The organism is Leclercia sp. AS011, assembly GCF_037152535.1.
GTDB lineage: Bacteria > Pseudomonadota > Gammaproteobacteria > Enterobacterales > Enterobacteriaceae > Enterobacter.
Genome location: NZ_JBBCMA010000001.1, coordinates 748,306 through 766,013, shown reverse-complemented (window position 1 = coordinate 766,013; position 17,708 = coordinate 748,306). Strand labels below are relative to the sequence as shown.

Annotated in this window: 5 protein-coding genes; all 5 read right to left on the bottom strand. The window is 60.6% G+C overall.

The annotated features are described in order from the left end of the window. Positions 1–232: 232 nt before the first annotated feature. From WFO70_RS03550 to WFO70_RS03530, 5 genes are read right to left on the bottom strand one after another with little or no spacing between them, the layout of a single operon-like run. Positions 233–2,923 carry a sulfotransferase gene (locus WFO70_RS03550; RefSeq protein WP_337014688.1) on the bottom strand — a complete coding sequence of 897 codons (2,691 nt, stop codon included), beginning with the start codon at positions 2,921–2,923 and terminating at the stop codon, positions 233–235. Further along, positions 2,920–12,939: a beta strand repeat-containing protein gene (locus WFO70_RS03545; protein WP_337014687.1), complete on the bottom strand. Its 10,020-nt coding sequence runs from the start codon at positions 12,937–12,939 to the stop codon at positions 2,920–2,922. Before WFO70_RS03545 ends, WFO70_RS03550 begins: the two co-directional genes overlap by 4 nt. Before the next feature lie 59 nt (positions 12,940–12,998). Continuing rightward, positions 12,999–14,249 carry an HlyD family efflux transporter periplasmic adaptor subunit gene (locus tag WFO70_RS03540; protein ID WP_337014686.1) on the bottom strand — a complete coding sequence of 417 codons (1,251 nt, stop codon included), beginning with the start codon at positions 14,247–14,249 and terminating at the stop codon, positions 12,999–13,001. After that, the gene (locus WFO70_RS03535) at positions 14,239–16,464 is read right to left on the bottom strand and encodes a peptidase domain-containing ABC transporter (RefSeq protein WP_337014685.1); all 2,226 of its coding nucleotides are present in this window, start codon (positions 16,462–16,464) and stop codon (positions 14,239–14,241) included. The genes WFO70_RS03540 and WFO70_RS03535 overlap by 11 nt, the downstream gene beginning before the upstream one ends. After that, complete coding sequence (locus tag WFO70_RS03530; protein ID WP_337014684.1) at positions 16,464–17,651, bottom strand: TolC family protein; 1,188 nt, start codon at positions 17,649–17,651, stop codon at positions 16,464–16,466. The genes WFO70_RS03535 and WFO70_RS03530 overlap by 1 nt, the downstream gene beginning before the upstream one ends. Positions 17,652–17,708 lie beyond the last annotated feature (57 nt).

Below are 17,708 nucleotides of genomic sequence, written 5' to 3'. Positions count from 1 at the left end.
TATGTAATAAGCAGTCTTGCATCTGTTTCTTTTACCTGAAGATCGCGTTGCCCTTGTAGCACTAGATGGGGTTCGAAATGTTGGAAATGAGATGGTCTGGATTATATGAAAACGCATTGACCAAAAATCCCTGAACCGCAGGATTAAAGAGCGTTTGCAGTGTTGATAACGCCTACGAGTATGGCCCGTTTAGACGTTTGCGGGCCTCCCTGCCCGCTAATGCCGATGCTGACTAAAACACCCTCGTCGCGGAGGTGCGAATGGAATAGCCAAGAGGAAGTGCATCAGCCTTGTCAATATCCATTGCGCTCACCACTCTGTCATTCGTACCGACGTGACGCCCCCTTAACCTCTGTGCTTTTTCCGGTTGCCCCGCTAAGTCGTATGCCTGCGCCAGATCGCGTCGCCAGTTGCCATTCCACGGGCAGGCCTGGTGTCCTTTTTCCATGTGCTCAATGCCATCAGCCAGGTGTCCTTTACGCACGTAAATCAGGCCCACCATAAAATGCGCGGTAGCGTGTTCGGGCACGTGGTGCAACAGGCGCTTGAAGAGCATCTCGGCGTCATCAAGTTTCCCCTGACGATAGCGGGCGATGCCATCGGTCTGCATGCCGGGTACTGGCAGGCTCACCATCTCCACAGGCTCATGCACGATCTTCCCATTCGTCCCCGCGATCAGTGGCGTCAGAAAGTCCGCGTAACGCCGCCAGCGTTCGCGCGCAGTCTGATAGATAGGCTGACGCACCTGCCACACGCTGGCGGTCTTGACCGGCCTGTCCAGTTCAGCGGTGTCGAGCACCTGCGGCTCCCACTGCACACCGACATAATCCAGCATGCGACGCGCCTCTCGCTCCGGATCAGAGACCACGTCCTCATAGCGCACCTCAAGAATGTCGCCAGGGAACAGCTGATTCCAGTGGTGCATCATGAGGTTGTGGTCAGCCAGCTGTTCGCCAATCCACTGCAGATCATAGGCGAAGCCCATCCCGCCGTGCTTCGCCGCGTAGTCGGTGAAGTAATTGGAGATCGCGATATCGCGTGGGTCACGACGCACTGAGATGATCCGCGCGTTCGGGAACAGCAGCTTGATAAGACCAATGTTTTCGAAATTGTGTGGCAGCTTATCCACTACATGACGGATCTCAGGCGCGTTGTCTGGCACGGTTTCCCGCAGCTCCTTGAGCAGGCTGGTGGTGATGCCCGCCACGACATCGGCCGACAGATCGTCCACACAGTCCGGGTAATGGCGCCCAGACCCGGTATGACGTTCCCAGCGTTCCAGCCGGGCGATGGTGCTGGGGATCACCCCCAGCTCGCCTGCGCCGTGGATTTGGCTGTGTCCTGCCAGGATCTGTTCGACCAGCGTGGTACCGGAACGCGGCATCCCCAGTACGAACACGGGCAGCGTTGAATCGTTGCCGATACCGCGTCGATGCTCGTATAGCGAACGGCTGAACGCATGACGGATACGCGCGCTGCTTTGTCGGTGTGCAACCGGGTCATAGCTGAGAAGCGCGCAGCTGGCGGCATTGGCTTCGTTGGCCAGGGTGAAAGCTTTGGTGTAGTCCTTGCGCTTTTCCCAGGCCGCAGCCAGTTGCAGCAGCAATCCAGGCTGCACCGGGCCGGACAGGCTCGGCCGCCGCGCCAGGGTTTCCAGGCGAATCAACGTCTCTTCGTCCTGCGGAAAACGCCGGGCGTTGATCAGGGCCGCATGACCGCGGGCAAGGTCGACAGCCAAAACCTGCTCGAATAGCGCGACGGCCTCGTCGATACGCCCCAGTTGCATATACAACTGCCCCAGCCCCTGCAGGGCAAGTACAAGGCGCGGATGTGCTTCCAGTACCTCGACGTATCGTGCCTCTGCTTCGGTGTAGTTCTGCTCCTGCGCATCCGCTCCGGCGAGTGCCACCTGCGCCTGGGCCAGCCACTGGCCAATCTGCGCGGCGTCCATAGCGGGTGATGGCGTCAACGCCCCGGCCTCCTCGATAGCCTGTTCGGCCATCTGACGTGCCAGCGCCGGATAGCCCTGGGTGGCAAGGCTGGCCAGCTTCAGGCGCAAAGGGATCGTCTTGTTGTGCTGCTGCCCTGCCAGATAGATGGCTCGGTGCAGCAACGAGATGGCCTGAGGCAGGTGCCCCTGTAACTCCGCCAGCTCAGCCTGCTGTTGGTACAGGCCCGGATGATCCGGGTAATAGCGCAGACCACGACGCAGCGCATCCTCGCCCTGAGCATGGCGTCCACGCTCGGCCAGACGCTGTGCATAACCAGTCAGCAGGCCGCAGTAATCCTCCTCAGCCAGTTCAGCATGTCGTGAGTCCAGCCAGGCATCAGCGCGGGCGAAGTCGTCACGGGCCAGCCACAGTTCCAGGCGCAGGCCGCGCAGCTGCTGGTCGTGCAGGGCCGCCAGCCGTACGGGCCAGTGCTCCCGCTCGCCTGCCCAGAAGAGGTCGGCGGCGGCCAGCGTCTCTTCAGCCTGCGGCAAGTCCGCTCGTTGCAGGTAGAGACGCAGCAGTTGTTGATAGACTGCGATAGCGGGTTGCAGGCGCAGACTGGATTCATACAGGGAGATAGCCTCCTCCCCCCGTTGATGCTCCACATAACAGGCAGCCAGACGGGCCAGCAGAAGCGGGTCGTCTGGTGCCGCTGTGCGGGTGGCTTCCAGCAGCGCCTGCGCCGCGTCAAATTCCCCAAGAAACAGGTGTATGGCGGCCAGGTCGACGCGAACGTCGACCTCCAGTGCCACCGGGTCCAGCAACATCAGCGCCCGGCGCGCCGCCTCTGGCTGACCCAGATGGGCCTGGGCCAGGCCAAGCAGCACCTGTTCTGCTGGTGAAATCACCGGCAGGCTATAACAGGCCTCTTGCAGCGCGTCGAACTGCTGCATTTCCACCAGACGGCGTAGCAATGTCAGAGAACCTGTCATGGCATCGCCAGCCCTTGCGAGGTGAGGATGCCTGCAGGCATCGCCGGCAGATAGGCCTGAGCAAACGTATTGTCCCCATTCGGGTTTACTGTCCAGTTGCCGTTCCAGAGATCCACATTATTACCTCCACGAGTGAACTGGCCGTTTGCGTCAACGCCGGCGACGTTGTAAGAAGAAAACGAAATAGAGAACCCCGCCAGCCAGTTAACGGCATTCCCACCGTGATTCATATCCATTACTGGGTCGCCATACTGTCCCCGAACATCGCTGCCCGTGCCCACCAGCACAATCTTGTCGTCCAGACCCAGATTCTGCGCACCCGACCACATCTCATTGCTATCCAGCCCAACCAGCGGGCCATAATTGCTGGCGATCTGGATATAGAGGGTATACGAGATATTGGCATCAAAGACGCGCCCGTTGTGATCGGAGCTTTGGCCCGTTGTCAGATCGAACACAACGATGGACGGATCCCCCATCCCGGCAGACGCCGTGGTGAAGTTCAGACCCGTCGAGGTGCTGATACCGGCATAGTTATTTCCCGCCGTGTCATGCAGCGCGGTGCTGTCGATTTGGACGTGGTAGTTTGCGCCAGCCGCCAGATCCGTTGTCGGGTTAACCGTCACCGTGTTGCCGCTGATGCTGATCTGCGAACTGTCAGTGATGTCGATAACCTTGTTCAGACTGCTGTTGCTCTCATTAACGAGGGTGATATGGCCGCTGCCGGCCAGCACGTTCTCGCTGAAGGTCAGCGTCAGGTTATCGCCTGCGGCAACGCTGAAGCCGTTGTCCTGCGGCGTGCTGCCGGTGAGCACAGGTGCAGTGTTGTCTACCGTCAGTCCGGTGCTGTCCGCCGTAGTCGCCATGCCGTGGTTCGCCGTGGTGACCGTGACGGCGACGTTACGACTGTCTACGTTGTTAATGGCACCGGCGGTGAGGGTGTATTGCGCCGTGTATTTCCCATCGCCCGCGATGGCATCCCCGTGGGTGCCGTCGTCCCAGGCGGTCGTCGGCGTGCTGGCACCAAACTGGCTGAAATCCATGGTGACGCTGGTCACGGTGCTGGTATTGGCATCGCCGCTGGCCGAGTTGTCCCACACGGCGGTAACGGTGTCGCCGACCTTGTAGGTATTGCCGTCTGCGCCACCTGGCATGGAGGTGATGGCGATATGGGCATCGGTCACTGTCGGTGCCGCAGGCGCAGTCAGGCCAATCTGGTAGATACCACCGACTGCGTAGCCGCTTTTGCCACCATCGCTGGTATCGGAATCAAACAGCACAGAATAGGTGATGTCATAGCCCCCTGCGCCATCGGAGACGATTCGCGGGTTATACAGCTGCCCGCCCTGAGGCACCGTGATACCACTGTCGGTCACGGCACTGGTCAGCTCGCCGGTGGTTTTGGAGAGGGTGACCTGGCTCAGGCCGCCGTTGCCGTCAGGGAACACAAACACCAGATCGGTGCCGTTGTCATAGGCCGTAGCCGATGCCGCTACAGAGCCGTTGCCGATCCACGCCAACTCGTCATGGAGCGTTTTGTCCATCGCGCCAACGTCCACGGCGTGATAGCTCTGGCTCCCCATGCCGTAAACGGTATTGCTCTGGATGTTGGTGGTGATCAGCGTCCCGTTGTTGTTGTAGAGCGTGACTTCCCAGGTCGCGGAGCGGTATTCCTGGCTAAAGACGGCAAAACCGCCGTCGAAAGCAATGACGTTGGTCGGAGAGCCCTGCTCGTCATTCCAGTTAACGCGCGCCCAGGTGGTGCCGCTGTCGAAATTGGCCAGCGTGCCGGTGGCGTCGAGCTTGAAGATAAAGGCACCGATAGGCGTACTTGTCGCGGCCTGACCCGGCGTGCCTATCCAGTCGTAGACCTCGGAGGCCAGGACATAGCTACCATCGCTCAGTGCCGTCAGCACACCTGGTGTCAGCTGGAATTTCAGCAACTGAACTGCCGGGCTGGCGACGCCGCCGAAGTTTTGACTCGCGCTGTTGCCGCCGATCAGGGTCTGCGTGCCCGGTGTGAAACTGGATCCGCTGCCGTTGTAGTGGAAGACAGAGATGGCTTCCTGCTGGTCGGTCCCTGGGCCCATCGTCTGGTAGGCGATCGCGAAATCACCGCCATTCGCACTGCTCTGCGCGGCAATGGTGACACCGGATCCCGGCGACGCCAGCGTGTCGCTGGATTGCAGGTTGCCGCTATTGTCATAGATAGCGTAGTGGACGCTATAGTCATTCCAGTTAAGGGTATCCACCTGCGACCAGGCCACGACGAAGCCGCCGTTGGCCAACGCCTTGATCTGCGTATCCAGCATGGTGTAGCCAGCAGGAACGCTGATATCCAGGGTCTTGACGACGTTATTGCTCGCGTCCAGCACCCTGACGACGCCGTCGTACAGCGCGCCGGTCGGATCCCAGGTGAGATTGTCGCCGCCGGTCTGTCTCATGTACTCGACGACCGTGTAGCCGTTACTCAGCTTCTCAAGACCGACGTTGACGGTCATCTCGGTGGCGGTGTCGGTGGTGCTGCCCGAAACCATCGCGCTGCCATCAAGGTTGTTACCGACTGCTACCTCAACGGTAACGGTCTGGCTGCTGTGGTTACCCGCCGCATCGGTGGCGGTCACGATGAAGTTGTAGCTACCGGCGACGGCAGAGCTGTTCAGCGTAACGACACCGGTGGTGGCGTTGATGTTGAACAAGCCGAGGCTATCCGGGTCCAGGCTGTAGGTGATGGCGTGGGCATCGCTGGCGTTGGCGTCGTACACCGGGGTGCCCGCCGCTGCGCCGCTGGTGAGGGTGGTGCCGGTGGCGCCGCTTAAGATGACGGGCGCGGTGTTGTCCACGATCACGCTGCTGCCGGAGATTGCGGAAACATTGCCGGACGCGTCCACGGCGTAAGCGTGGTAAGTCCCTTCGTCAAGGCCGTTCAGCGCCAGCACGGTGCCGGCGTTAGCCGTGACGGCAACGCTGTTCGCCAGGTTGTCGGCAGCGTTGATCAGGCTGTTCAGATCCGTCACCGTCACGCTGTCGCTGACCAGGTATACCGTACCCGCCTCGGAGCTCTGCACGATAATAGTCTGGCCGTTGTGCTCCACGCCATCCGCGTCGCTGACGAGCGTGACGCCTGGCGGCGTGGTGTCGACGACGTTGTAGGTCACGGTCTGGGTGGTCTGATTGCCGGCAGCGTCGGTGGCGGTGACAATAAATTGCGCACCGCTGGCTTGGCCCGGGCTGGAAATCAGCGTCACGACGCCAGTGCTGGCGTTGATTCGGAAGTGCGCGGTGTCGTCCAGGCTATAGGTGACGCCGTGCGCGTCGGTGGCGGCAGCAGTGTAGACCCTGTCGCCAGCGACGGTGCTGTCCGTAATGTCGGCAGCGGTGGTCGCGCTGGTAAAGACCGGCACGGTGTTGTCCACCATCACGCTGCTGCCGGAAATGACGGACATATTACCTGCCGCATCAACAGCCCAGGCATGGTAGGTGCCTTCAGCGAGGTTGGCAGCGGAGATCGCTGCAGGAGTATTTGCTGCGACAACAGTGCTAGCCCACTTATCGCTGGCGGCGCCGGTAATGTCGCTGAGCTGACTAACCACCACATTGTCGTTGACGAGGTAGACGGTGCCGCTTTCGCTGCTTTGCACGGTGGCGTGACCGTCATGATTCAGCACGACGAGGTTTTCGTAGGTGCTGCCGTCGGCATTAAATTTCTGCACGTAGAGGCGGAAGTCAAACATACCGCTGGCAGGATTGAATGCGTACCAGGTCACCATATATTCGCCGTCTACACCGACGGCGGTGACCTGTGGGAACTGGTCAATCGCGCCGCCGGAAGCTTCCATACGCACGATATCGCCTACCGCGACACCGCTGGCATTGAATTTCTGCACATAGATGTCCGGGCTTGAGCCGTTATTACCCATCCAGGTGACGACGTAGCCGCCATCGCCCAGCGCCGTGATGCGCGGGTTTTCGTCGTAGTTATTGCTCGTATTGTTGTGCGGTGCATCCAGTTGCACGGCAGCGCCCACTTTGCTGCCACCCGCAGTGAACTGCTGCACATAGACAGTGTAATCCCAGGAGCCGTTGGTGGTGTCGTATTCCATCCAGGTGATGGCGTAGCCACCGTCGGCAAGCGCTGCAACATACGGATAGGTATAGTTGCCACCGTTACTGCCGTTGCTCAAGCCGTCCAGTTCGACGGCGGTGCCGACTTTAGCGCCAGTGGCATCGAACTGCTGCACCCAGGTGCTGCTGTCGTAATTCGAGCTGTTGTAGTCGAAGCCCGACCAGGTGACGACATAGCCGCCGCCAGTCAGCGCCGTGATCTGCGGCTGGGTTTCGTAGCTGGAACTGTTTCCTGTGATGCCATCCAGCACCACCGGGGAGGAACCAGTGCCGGTAGCGTCGAACTGCTGCACGTAGATGTGGTAATCGCCGGAGGTATAGGCCTGCCAGGTCACCACGTAGCCGCCGTTGTCCAGCACGGTGATCTGCGGGCTGGCATTGCTATAAGAGCCAGGCACAGCCAGTGGCAGGGTGTTGCTCACTGCAACACCAGTATTGTCAAAGCGCTGCACGTAGATGCCGTCGCCGCCGCTAATGTACCAGGTCACGATATAGCCGCCATCGGCCAGCGTCGCGATCTGCGGAGCGATGTCCTGCGCAGAAGCGAACCCATCAAGTTTCACGGCTGCGGATAATGAGATGCCGTCAGCGTTGAACAACTGTGTATAAATGCTGGTGTCATTGCTGCCATCGTCCTGGCCGATCCAGGCCACGGCGTAAGCCCCGGCATCATTAATGGCCGTCACGCTGACAACACTGTCTGACCAGTTGTAGATCGTGTTGGTCGCACCTGATGCGAGCTGTACCGGTTCACCCAGCGCCACACCCTGAGCGGTAAGGCGCTGCGCATAGATCCCGTAGCTGCCATTGTTGTTGCCTGCCCATGTCACCAGGAAGCTGCCGTCACCCAGCGCGGTGGTGTCAAAACCGTTGGGGTAAGTCGAGTAGGTCGCCGGGCTTAACATTACTGGCCCCGACGAGCTGCCGTCGAGGGTGACAGTCGGTGCGATTTCGTCCACATCGGTGACATTGACGGTAACGGTCTGCGAGGTTGCGTGACCCGCAGCGTCAGTGGCAACAACGGTAAAGCTGTAGCTGGCTTTGCTCTCAAAATCCGGGTTGGCGATCAGCGTGACCGCACCGGTGAGCGGGTCGATGGTCAGACCCGCGTCGCTGCCCGCCTTGAGGGAGAAGGTGACGCCGTTGCTGATATCCGCCGTGTCGGTGGCCGTGGCGGTGTAAATCACCTGACCCGCCCCGCTGTTCTCGTCGATCGCCGTGGCCGTCGCGCCGCTGGTGATGGTCGGGGCAACCTCATCAAGGTTGTTGATACCCAGCGTAACCGTCTGACTACTGGCATTGCCCGCCGCATCGGTGGCGACAACGGTAAAGCTGTAGCTGGCCTTGCTCTCATAATCCGGATTGCCGGTCAGGGTGACCGCACCGGTGATTGGGTCGATGGTCAGACCCGCGTCGCTGCCCGCCTTGAGCGAGAAGGTGACGCCCCCGCTGATATCCGCCGTGTCGGTGGCCGTGGCGGTGTAAATCACCTGACCCGCCCCGCTGTTTTCGTTGATCGCCGTGGCCGTCGCGCCGCTGGTGATGGTCGGGGCGACCTCGTCGAGGTTGTTGATATCCAGGGTCACCTTCTGGCTGCTGGCATTGCCCGCCGCATCGGTGGCGACAACGGTGAAGCTGTAGCTGGCCTTGCTCTCATAATCTGGATTGCCGGTCAGGGTGACCGCACCGGTGATCGGATCGATAGTCAGGCCCGCGTCGCTGCCCGCCTTGAGCGAGAAGGTGACGCCGTTGCTGATATCCGCGGTGTCGGTGGCCGTGGCGGTGTAGATCACCTGACCCGCGCCGCTGTTTTCGTCGATCGCCGTGGCCGTCGCGCCGCTGATGATGGTCGGGGCGACCTCATCGAGGTTGTTGATCCCCAGGGTAACCTTCTGGCTGCTGGCGTGACCGGCCGCATCGGTAGCGACAACGGTGAAACTGTAGCTGGCTTTGCTCTCAAAGTCCGGATTGCCGGTCAGGGTGACCGCGCCGGTGATTGGGTCGATAGTCAGACCCGCGTCGCTGCCCGCTTTCAGGGAGAAGGTGACGCCGTTGCTGATATCCGCGGTGTCGGTGGCCGTGGCGGTGTAAATCACCTGACCTGCACCGCTGTTTTCGTCGATCGCCGGGGCGGTTGTGCCGCTGGTGATGGTCGGAGCGACTTCATCGAGGTTGTTGATCCCCAGGGTAACCTTCTGGCTGCTGGCGTGACCGGCCGCATCGGTGGCGACAACGGTGAAGCTGTAGCTGGCCTTGCTCTCATAATCCGGATTGCCGGTCAGGGTGACCGCACCGGTGATCGGATCGATAGTCAGGCCCGCGTCGCTGCCCGCCTTGAGCGAGAAGGTAACGCCCCCGCTGATATCCGCGGTGTCGGTGGCCGAGGCGGTGTAAATCACCTGACCCGCGCCGCTATTTTCATCGATCGCCGTGGCCGTCGCGCCGCTGGTGATGGTCGGGGCAACCTCATCGAGGTTGTTGATATCCAGCGTTACCTTCTGGCTGCTGGCATTGCCCGCCGCATCGGTGGCGACAACGGTAAAGCTGTAGCTGGCTTTGCTCTCATAATCCGGATTGCCGGTCAGTTTGACCGCACCGGTGATCGGATCGATAGTCAGACCCGCGTCGCTGCCCGCCTTGAGCGAGAAGGTGACGCCATTGCTGATATCCGCGGTGTCGGTGGCCGTGGCGGTGTAAATCACCTGACCCGCCCCGCTGTTTTCGTCGATCGCCGGGGCGGTTGTGCCGCTGGTGATGGTCGGGGCGACTTCATCGAGGTTGTTGATCCCCAGCGTGACCGCCTTGCTGCTGGCGTGACCGGCCGCATCGGTGGCGACAACGGTGAAGCTGTAGCTGGCCTTGCTCTCAAAGTCCGGATTGCCGGTCAGTTTGACCGCGCCGGTGATTGGGTCGATGGTCAGACCCGCGTCGCTGCCTGCCTTGAGCGAGAAGGTGACGCCCCCGCTGATATCCGCGGTGTCGGTGGCCGTGGCGGTATAGATCACCTGACCCGCACCGCTGTTCTCGTTGATCGCCGTGGCCGTTGCGCCGCTGGTGATGGTCGGGGCAACCTCATCGAGGTTGTTGATCCCCAGGGTAACCTTCTGGCTGCTGGCGTGACCGGCCGCATCGGTGGCGACAACGGTGAAGCTGTAGCTGGCCTTGCTCTCAAAGTCCGGATTGCCGGTCAGGGTGACCGCGCCGGTGATCGGGTCGATGGTCAGGCCCGCGTCGCTGCCCGCTTTCAGGGAGAAGGTGACACCATTGCTGATATCCGCGGTGTCGGTGGCCGTGGCGGTGTAAATCACCTGACCCGCCCCGCTGTTCTCGTCGATCGCCGTGGCCGTTGCGCCGCTGGTGATGGTCGGGGCAACCTCATCAAGGTTGTTGATCCCCAGGGTCACCTTCTGGCTGCTGGCGTGACCGGCCGCATCGGTGGCGACAACGGTAAAGCTGTAGCTGGCCTTGCTCTCAAAATCCGGGTTGCCGGTCAGGGTGACCGCGCCGGTGATCGGATCGATAGTCAGACCCGCGTCGCTGCCCGCTTTCAGGGAGAAGGTGACGCCGTTGCTGATATCCGCCGTGTCGGTGGCCGTGGCGGTGTAAATCACCTGACCTGCACCGCTGTTTTCGTCGATCGCCGGGGCGGTTGTGCCGCTGGTGATGGTCGGAGCGACTTCATCGAGGTTGTTGATCCCCAGGGTAACCTTCTGGCTGCTGGCGTGACCGGCCGCATCGGTGGCGACAACGGTGAAGCTGTAGCTGGCCTTGCTCTCATAATCCGGGTTGCCGGTCAGTTTGACCGCGCCGGTGATTGGGTCGATAGTCAGGCCCGCGTCGCTGCCCGCTTTCAGGGAGAAGGTGACACCATTGCTGATATCCGCGGTGTCGGTGGCCGTGGCGGTGTAAATCACCTGACCCGCCCCGCTGTTTTCGTCGATCGCCGTGGCCGTCGCGCCGCTGGTGATGGTTGGAGCAACCTCGTCGAGGTTGTTGATATCCAGGGTCACCTTCTGGCTGCTGGCATTGCCCGCCGCATCGGTGGCGACAACGGTGAAGCTGTAGCTGGCCTTGCTCTCATAATCCGGATTGCCGGTCAGGGTGACCGCACCGGTGATTGGGTCGATGGTCAGACCCGCGTCGCTGCCCGCCTTGAGCGAGAAGGTGACGCCCCCGCTGATATCCGCCGTGTCGGTGGCCGTGGCGGTGTAAATCACCTGACCCGCGCCGCTGTTTTCGTCGATCGCCGTGGCCGTCGCGCCGCTGGTGATGGTCGGGGCGGCATCGTCGAGGTTGTTGATCCCCAGCGTAACCGTCTGACTACTGGCATTACCCGCCGCATCGGTGGCGACAACGGTGAAGCTGTAGCTGGCTTTGCTCTCAAAATCCGGGTTGCCGGTCAGGGTGACCGCACCGGTGGAGGCATTGATGCTGAACAGCCCGCTATCACCGGTGGTGCTCAGGCTGTAACTAAACTGGCTGGGGTCGGTCGCGACAGCAGTCCACACCACCTGACCTGCCCCGATGTTCTCATCCACGCTGGCCGTAGTGGCGCTGGTGAAGACAGGAGCATGGGTGTCAATAATGTGACTGAGACCACCGGAGGTGTCACTGGCGGCCGCGGCGCCTTTAATCAGCAACGACTGCACCTCATCGGACAGACCGCTACTGCCGCCGAGTGTAATTCCAGCAGTGACGGCGTCAAGGATGGTCTGGGTGGATGCGCCGGCGTTGGCTTCCGCGCCGGAGAATGCCGCCAGCAGGAGGCCATATTTTTCACCGGCACTCAGGCCATCGGTCGCATCATAGCTGCCGCCGTTGGTTGCGACGACCGTGGTGTTCAGAATGTCATCCACACCAAACAGGCTGCTGATGGCGGCAGAGGTGTCAGCCACCTGCGTCGCGCTCAGGGTGGCTGGACTGTCGGTCGTGCCGCCGAGGGCTTCCTGGGCTTTGTGATATGCGAGGGTGGTCAACACGTTAATATTGAGAACGAGGGTACTGTTATCGCCGGAGATCACGCCCATGCTCCAGAGTTGAGCAGAGAGGTCTTTGCCCACGCCAGTCGCTTCGTCCATGTAGTCAGCAGCACTGCCGCTGTTGACGAGCTTAACAATCACCACGCCGCTGTAACTGCCAGCAGACACAGTTACCGAGCCGTTGGGCCCCAGCGTTCCCGTGCCAATCAGCGTTTTGCCATCGGCCTGATAAATTTCCACATTCAAATCGTTAGTGCTGAGCGCCGGGCCCCCGACAAAATTAAGCTCGACGGCGTTCTGTACAGCGGGTTCTCCTCCACCATTATCGTGCTTGCTGCCATTGTCACTCCCACTATGGCCACTCGCCGCGGCAACCCCGATCACCCCCCCCAGTCCGAGGGCGCCGGCAAGGTAGCCCACGTAAGAGTGCGATTGAGGCAGATAGGTGATCGGATGGCCAGACACTACCGACCCATTCTGGAGGCCGGATAAGAGACTTTCCAGCCCCGGGTGGCCTGAGGTCATGCTGGCCAGCGCATCCGGAGAACCGTGCGCATAGAAAACATGACTGCCGTCGGCCAACGCCGCCCCTTCGGTGCTACCGGGCGTCATCACCTGTGTAGAGGTACCATCAGCAGGCAGGGTTACGCTGGTATCGCTCTGCGTAAACCAGTCCTGCAGGGTCAGGGTGGTGCCATCGGCATAGTCCAGGTGCAGATCTTGTCCGTGACGCGAAGCCACGACGTCATCGGCCAGCTTCTCCCGATCGTCTTCGCCCTGGCGCTTGAGCACCCGGTAAGTTTCACCCGGCGCGGCCTTGTGAATGTTGGTCTGCCCGGCCTGCAGGGTGATACGGGTTTTACCGGTATTAAGCGTGTATTGGCGTGGCTTCATCTGGGTCTCGGAGTTCATTGTGTGTTGTATCCATTTGGGCGAACAGGAAAATCGGGTTGCAACGACCACCTGCGGTGTCATCGCTCCTGGAATGATTCACTGAGTGTTTTACGTAAAGGTTTTAATAAGAAGTCCATCAGCGTGCGATCGCCGGTACGGATGTCGAGCTGGGATGTCATGCCCGGCAGGATGTCAAGCTGACGCCCCGTCGTACTGCGCACAAACTGCCCTTCTTCCTGAGGGTCTGACTGGCCTTCTGCATGGCTTTTCAAACGAACATGGACGCGGTAGTAAATCTCCTCGCCACGAGGTGTGTTTTCCTTAAGAGTGTCGGCCGACACATAAATCACCTCCCCCTGCAATGCGCCATAAATGGTGTAATCGAAGGGATCAAGGCGTACGGTGGCCGGCAGCCCAACCTGAACGCGGGCAATATCAGCAGGCAGAACCTTTGCCTCGATGATGAGGGCATCATCTGACGGGACAATCTGCATGATCTCATCCCCGGCACGTAATACCCCGCCCAGCGTGGTGACGCGGACGTTTTTGACTATCCCCGGCCCCATTGCTGTAAAGACCGTATCGTGCACCTGCTGGCGCCGACCGGCCATCTGTTGCAGTGTCTGGCCCAGGTCATCTTCAGCCTTGGTGAGATCGGCTCGCGCGTCATCCAAAAACTTATTGCGCCGACCCAGCAGGCGGGCACGGGCTTCATTGAGATCGCGCTGGGCGTTAAGCCGCTCGCTGGTGCTGACATCGCCGGAGCGTTCAAGCCCGTTCACCAGGTTGAGCTTCTGATTGGCTAAATTCACGGCGGTTTGCAGCGCGGTGATATCTTCCTGCAGGCTCTGACGACGTTGCACAAACAGTGCGCGCTCAATGTCTGCCTGCTCGCGCAATGCCGGGTCGGGATCTGAGGGGAACCGCGGAGTCGACTGTCCCGTTGATTCTGCGCGAAGTCGGGCAATACGCGCCCTGAGACCGATGATACGGGCGTCCACTTCACCCGCCGCGGCTTCAACGCGGGTTGGGTCGAGGCGAGCCAGAATCTGCCCCGCCTTAACATGGTCACCCTCTTTGACATGCAGCTCGGAAAGCACGCCACCGTCCACGGTCTGGATTATCTGCACCCGGCTGCTGGCGATAACTTCCCCGTGTGCCCGGGCGACTTCATCAATGTGAAAATACATCGCCCATATGACAAAACCCAGGATCAGTACGACGCTGCTCCAGATCAGTCCGGCGGAAATTCGGCTACGGTGGTAGTTTTCCAGCCGTTGCACGCGAGCGGCGTCAGCGACTTCATCGTCAAACAGTTCAACGGCCATTAAGTGCTCCTGCTGTATTTGATGCTTCTGCCATACGTGTTTTCACGTTCATTACCTCAACGGTGGGCCGCGAGCCGGTAGTGCGGGCCATCAGGCCTGGCAACAGCTTGTCAGGAGTGCCATCACGTACGATGGTGCCTTCCTGCACCACCAGTACGCGGGTAGCAAAATTAACGGCAGCCATCGGACGGTGTGTGGCGACGATGAGGATATCTTCTGGCTGCAGCCTGGCTTGTAATGCTTTCCAGACACGGGCCTCCGCTTCGCCATCAAGCGAGGCCGTCGGTTCATCCAGAAGCCAGATACGTGGACGCGACATCAGCACACGCGCCAGGCCTACCAGCTGGCGCTGACCGCCAGAAAGACCCGAGCCACCTTCACTGATCGCCATATCCATACCCAGCGGATTACTGGCAGCCACCTGATCCAGTGCCAGATCGCGGGTGACATCCGTCAACGTGGTATCACTGACTGCACCTGCCAGCATAAGATTGCTTCGCAGCGTACCTTTGAAGAGCTGCACCGCCTGGGGCAGATAGCCAACCTGAGCACTGACCAACTGGGGATCAATCTCCCATAAATCGACATCGCCCAGGCGAACGCGGCCCTCACTGGGGCGATACAGCCCAGCCAGCATCTTCAGCAACGTCGATTTACCGCCGCCAACGGGCCCTAACAGCAGCACGCGTTCACCGGCGTGAAAGTGAAGTGCGGGAATATTGAGTTGTTGAACCGGAGACTGCGGAAAGGCGAAGCGCAGCTTTTCCACACTGATATGTTCTGGCAGGCGATCGGGCAACAACAGAGTCTGTCCCGGGCGACGCTCCGTCGGTTTACGCAGCAGGTTGTTCACCATATCCAGCGCTTCTCTGACCTGCTGCCACTGCATCAGGTACTGAACGCCCTGGCTCACCGGCCCGATGACGCGTCCTCCCAGAATACTGCACGCGACCATCCCCCCGGTGGTCAAATAGCCAGCCTCGACGCCCCAGACCCCTACCACAATCCCCATGACATAGGCCAGCGTCGACAGACTGCCGGTAGTGGTGATACAGAACTGGCTGAGCGATTTTTGCTGAATGCTGTAGCCCGCGATGGAGTTGCTGAGCGTCTGCCAGTCCTGGGCAAAACGCCAGCCAGCATGGCTGGCGCGCAGCGTCTCGGCACCGCGAATACTGTCCACCAACAGGCCCAGACGCTCATTGCTGCGAAGCATCTGTTGGCGCGTGAGACGACGTAAGCGCAGACGAGTGAACAGGCCAAGCGCCAGCGCGACAGGTAACATTCCGAGGTAAACCCAGCCAACGGGTCCACCGATCAAACCAATAAGCCCGATAAACAGAATGGCAAACGGCAGATCCACGATACCGAAGACCAGGCCGGCAGAGACAACCTGCCGTACCGAATCCAGAGCTCCCACCTGGGCGGCCAGCGTGCCCAGACTGCCGGGCTGCTGGTCGAGTTGCAGGTGCAGCAGGTGTTCATAAACATGCTGGGAAAGGCGTTTATCGACACTGCTGGCAACGCTGTCCATGACGCGGGCACGCAGTGTTTTGAGCAGCCAGTCCAGTCCGACAACCAGCACCATCCCCACCACCAGCGTGGTCAGTGTTGCCCAGGCCAGAGTGGGAACCACGCGATCGTAGACCTGCATCGCGAAGAGCGAGGTGGGAATAGCCAGGATGTTCACCAGCAGCGTGGCGGCGACGACCCGGAATACCCAGCGGCGGTCGCGCAACAGTTCTCGCCAGACCAGGCGCATGGCCGGGTTTTCGCTTTCAGCGAGGTTCTCTGACTGTACGTGTGAAGGCAGGCTGAACCACAGCACAGCCGTTTCGTCACCCGTAACCGTACCCGGCGCACCGGTCACAATGTCGTCTACCGACAGCGTTCGGGATTCGGCACCTTCACGGGTCAGCGTCAGGGTATCGGTGTTCCCTCCCTCACTGTGTCGTTCGGCCAGCCACCATGTCTGTTCGTGCCACATCAGAGCCGGGAGATGGCGGGGATCAAAACGCCGCCAGGGAAGCAACGCCAGCCGGACGTCTTTCATCCCCGCGTCCGACAGTAAATTACGCACATGGTCCTGGGGGCGTTCGGTTAACGGAGGAACGGTTTGCGCGCGGGCATACGCCTGCGTTAATGCCGCTTTATTCACCGGGGCGCGTAGCGTGTCCAGCAAAGCCAGTAATTCAGAGAGAGGAACAGGTTTCATCAGGGATGGCTCGCAGACGTGTTAGCTAATTGTGTGCCCGTGGGCAGGGCGCCAGAGGTATCGTCCATACGTCCCGTGCGGGCGGCCAGGCGCAGAGAGTCCACCCGCCATGCCGATCGTACCGATACCAGCGCTTGTTGTTGTTCGGTTAATTCGCGCACGGCGTTGAGGACATCCAGCCAGCTCTTGTAACCTGATTCGTACTGGCGTCGGAACGATGCCAGCGTGTCGCTGAGTTCAATGACGGACTGCTCATAACCGGCTATCAGCGTCTGGTTAGCATCACGCTGATCAAGCAGTTGGCGGGTCTGAATGTCTTCGCTGTGGCGTTGTTGGGCCAGATCCTGTCGTGCGGACTCCACGCGCTCCAGTGCCGCGTTCTGGAGGCCGCGGGTCACCAGCCCCAGTCCTTCCATCGTGCCGGTCACGACGACATTGATCGTATTGTTATTTCTCTGGTTGGGGATACCTGAGTAGTCGTTGCGCGAGGCTTGCAGGGACACGGTCGGCATCGATGAGGTGCGCTGACGTTCTACATCCGTTTCGGCAAGCGTGACCCCCGCTTCGCGGGCACGCACGGTAGCACTCTGCGCAAGGATTTGTTCCTGTACAGACCGGTCGGCAGGTAACTGGAGAACGCTCACAGGAACCGGCAGTTCGCTGGCGATCGGCTCCTGAGTTAAAGATAACAGCGTGGACTCGGCGGTAATCAGGTCCGATTTGGCCTGTTCGAACGAGGAACGTGCCTGTAACAACCGGGCCTTCGCCAGGCTGACATCAGCCGAAGACGCCAGTCCCCCCTGCGCACGGCGCTGGATCTGTTCCTGCAACGCCTGATGGTTGCTAACGTTCGATTCAGCAACGGCAAGACGTTCGCGAACACCCTGCACATTGGCGTAGGCCACTGCGGTCTCTTCCAGCAATTCACGACGGGTAGCCCAGGCCGTGGCTTGCTGAGCGAGGGTGTCGTTGTCGGCGTAGTCAATGGCACTGTCGATACGCCCAAAAGCCCATAGCGGTTGCGATACGCTCAGCGTGGTCGTACTGGAATCATTGTAACCCGAGATTTGCCCCGTCCCTGCGCTGGCCCCAAGCGTGGGCAAACGTGCCGCACGGGCGCTGTCGGCGCTGGCCTCTTTGGAACGCACAAGAGCCTGCTGACTGGCCAGACCGGGGTGATGGAGCATTGTGCTCCGCAGTGCGGCAAACAAACCGCCCGGCGAGGAAGACGAAGGTTCCCTCGC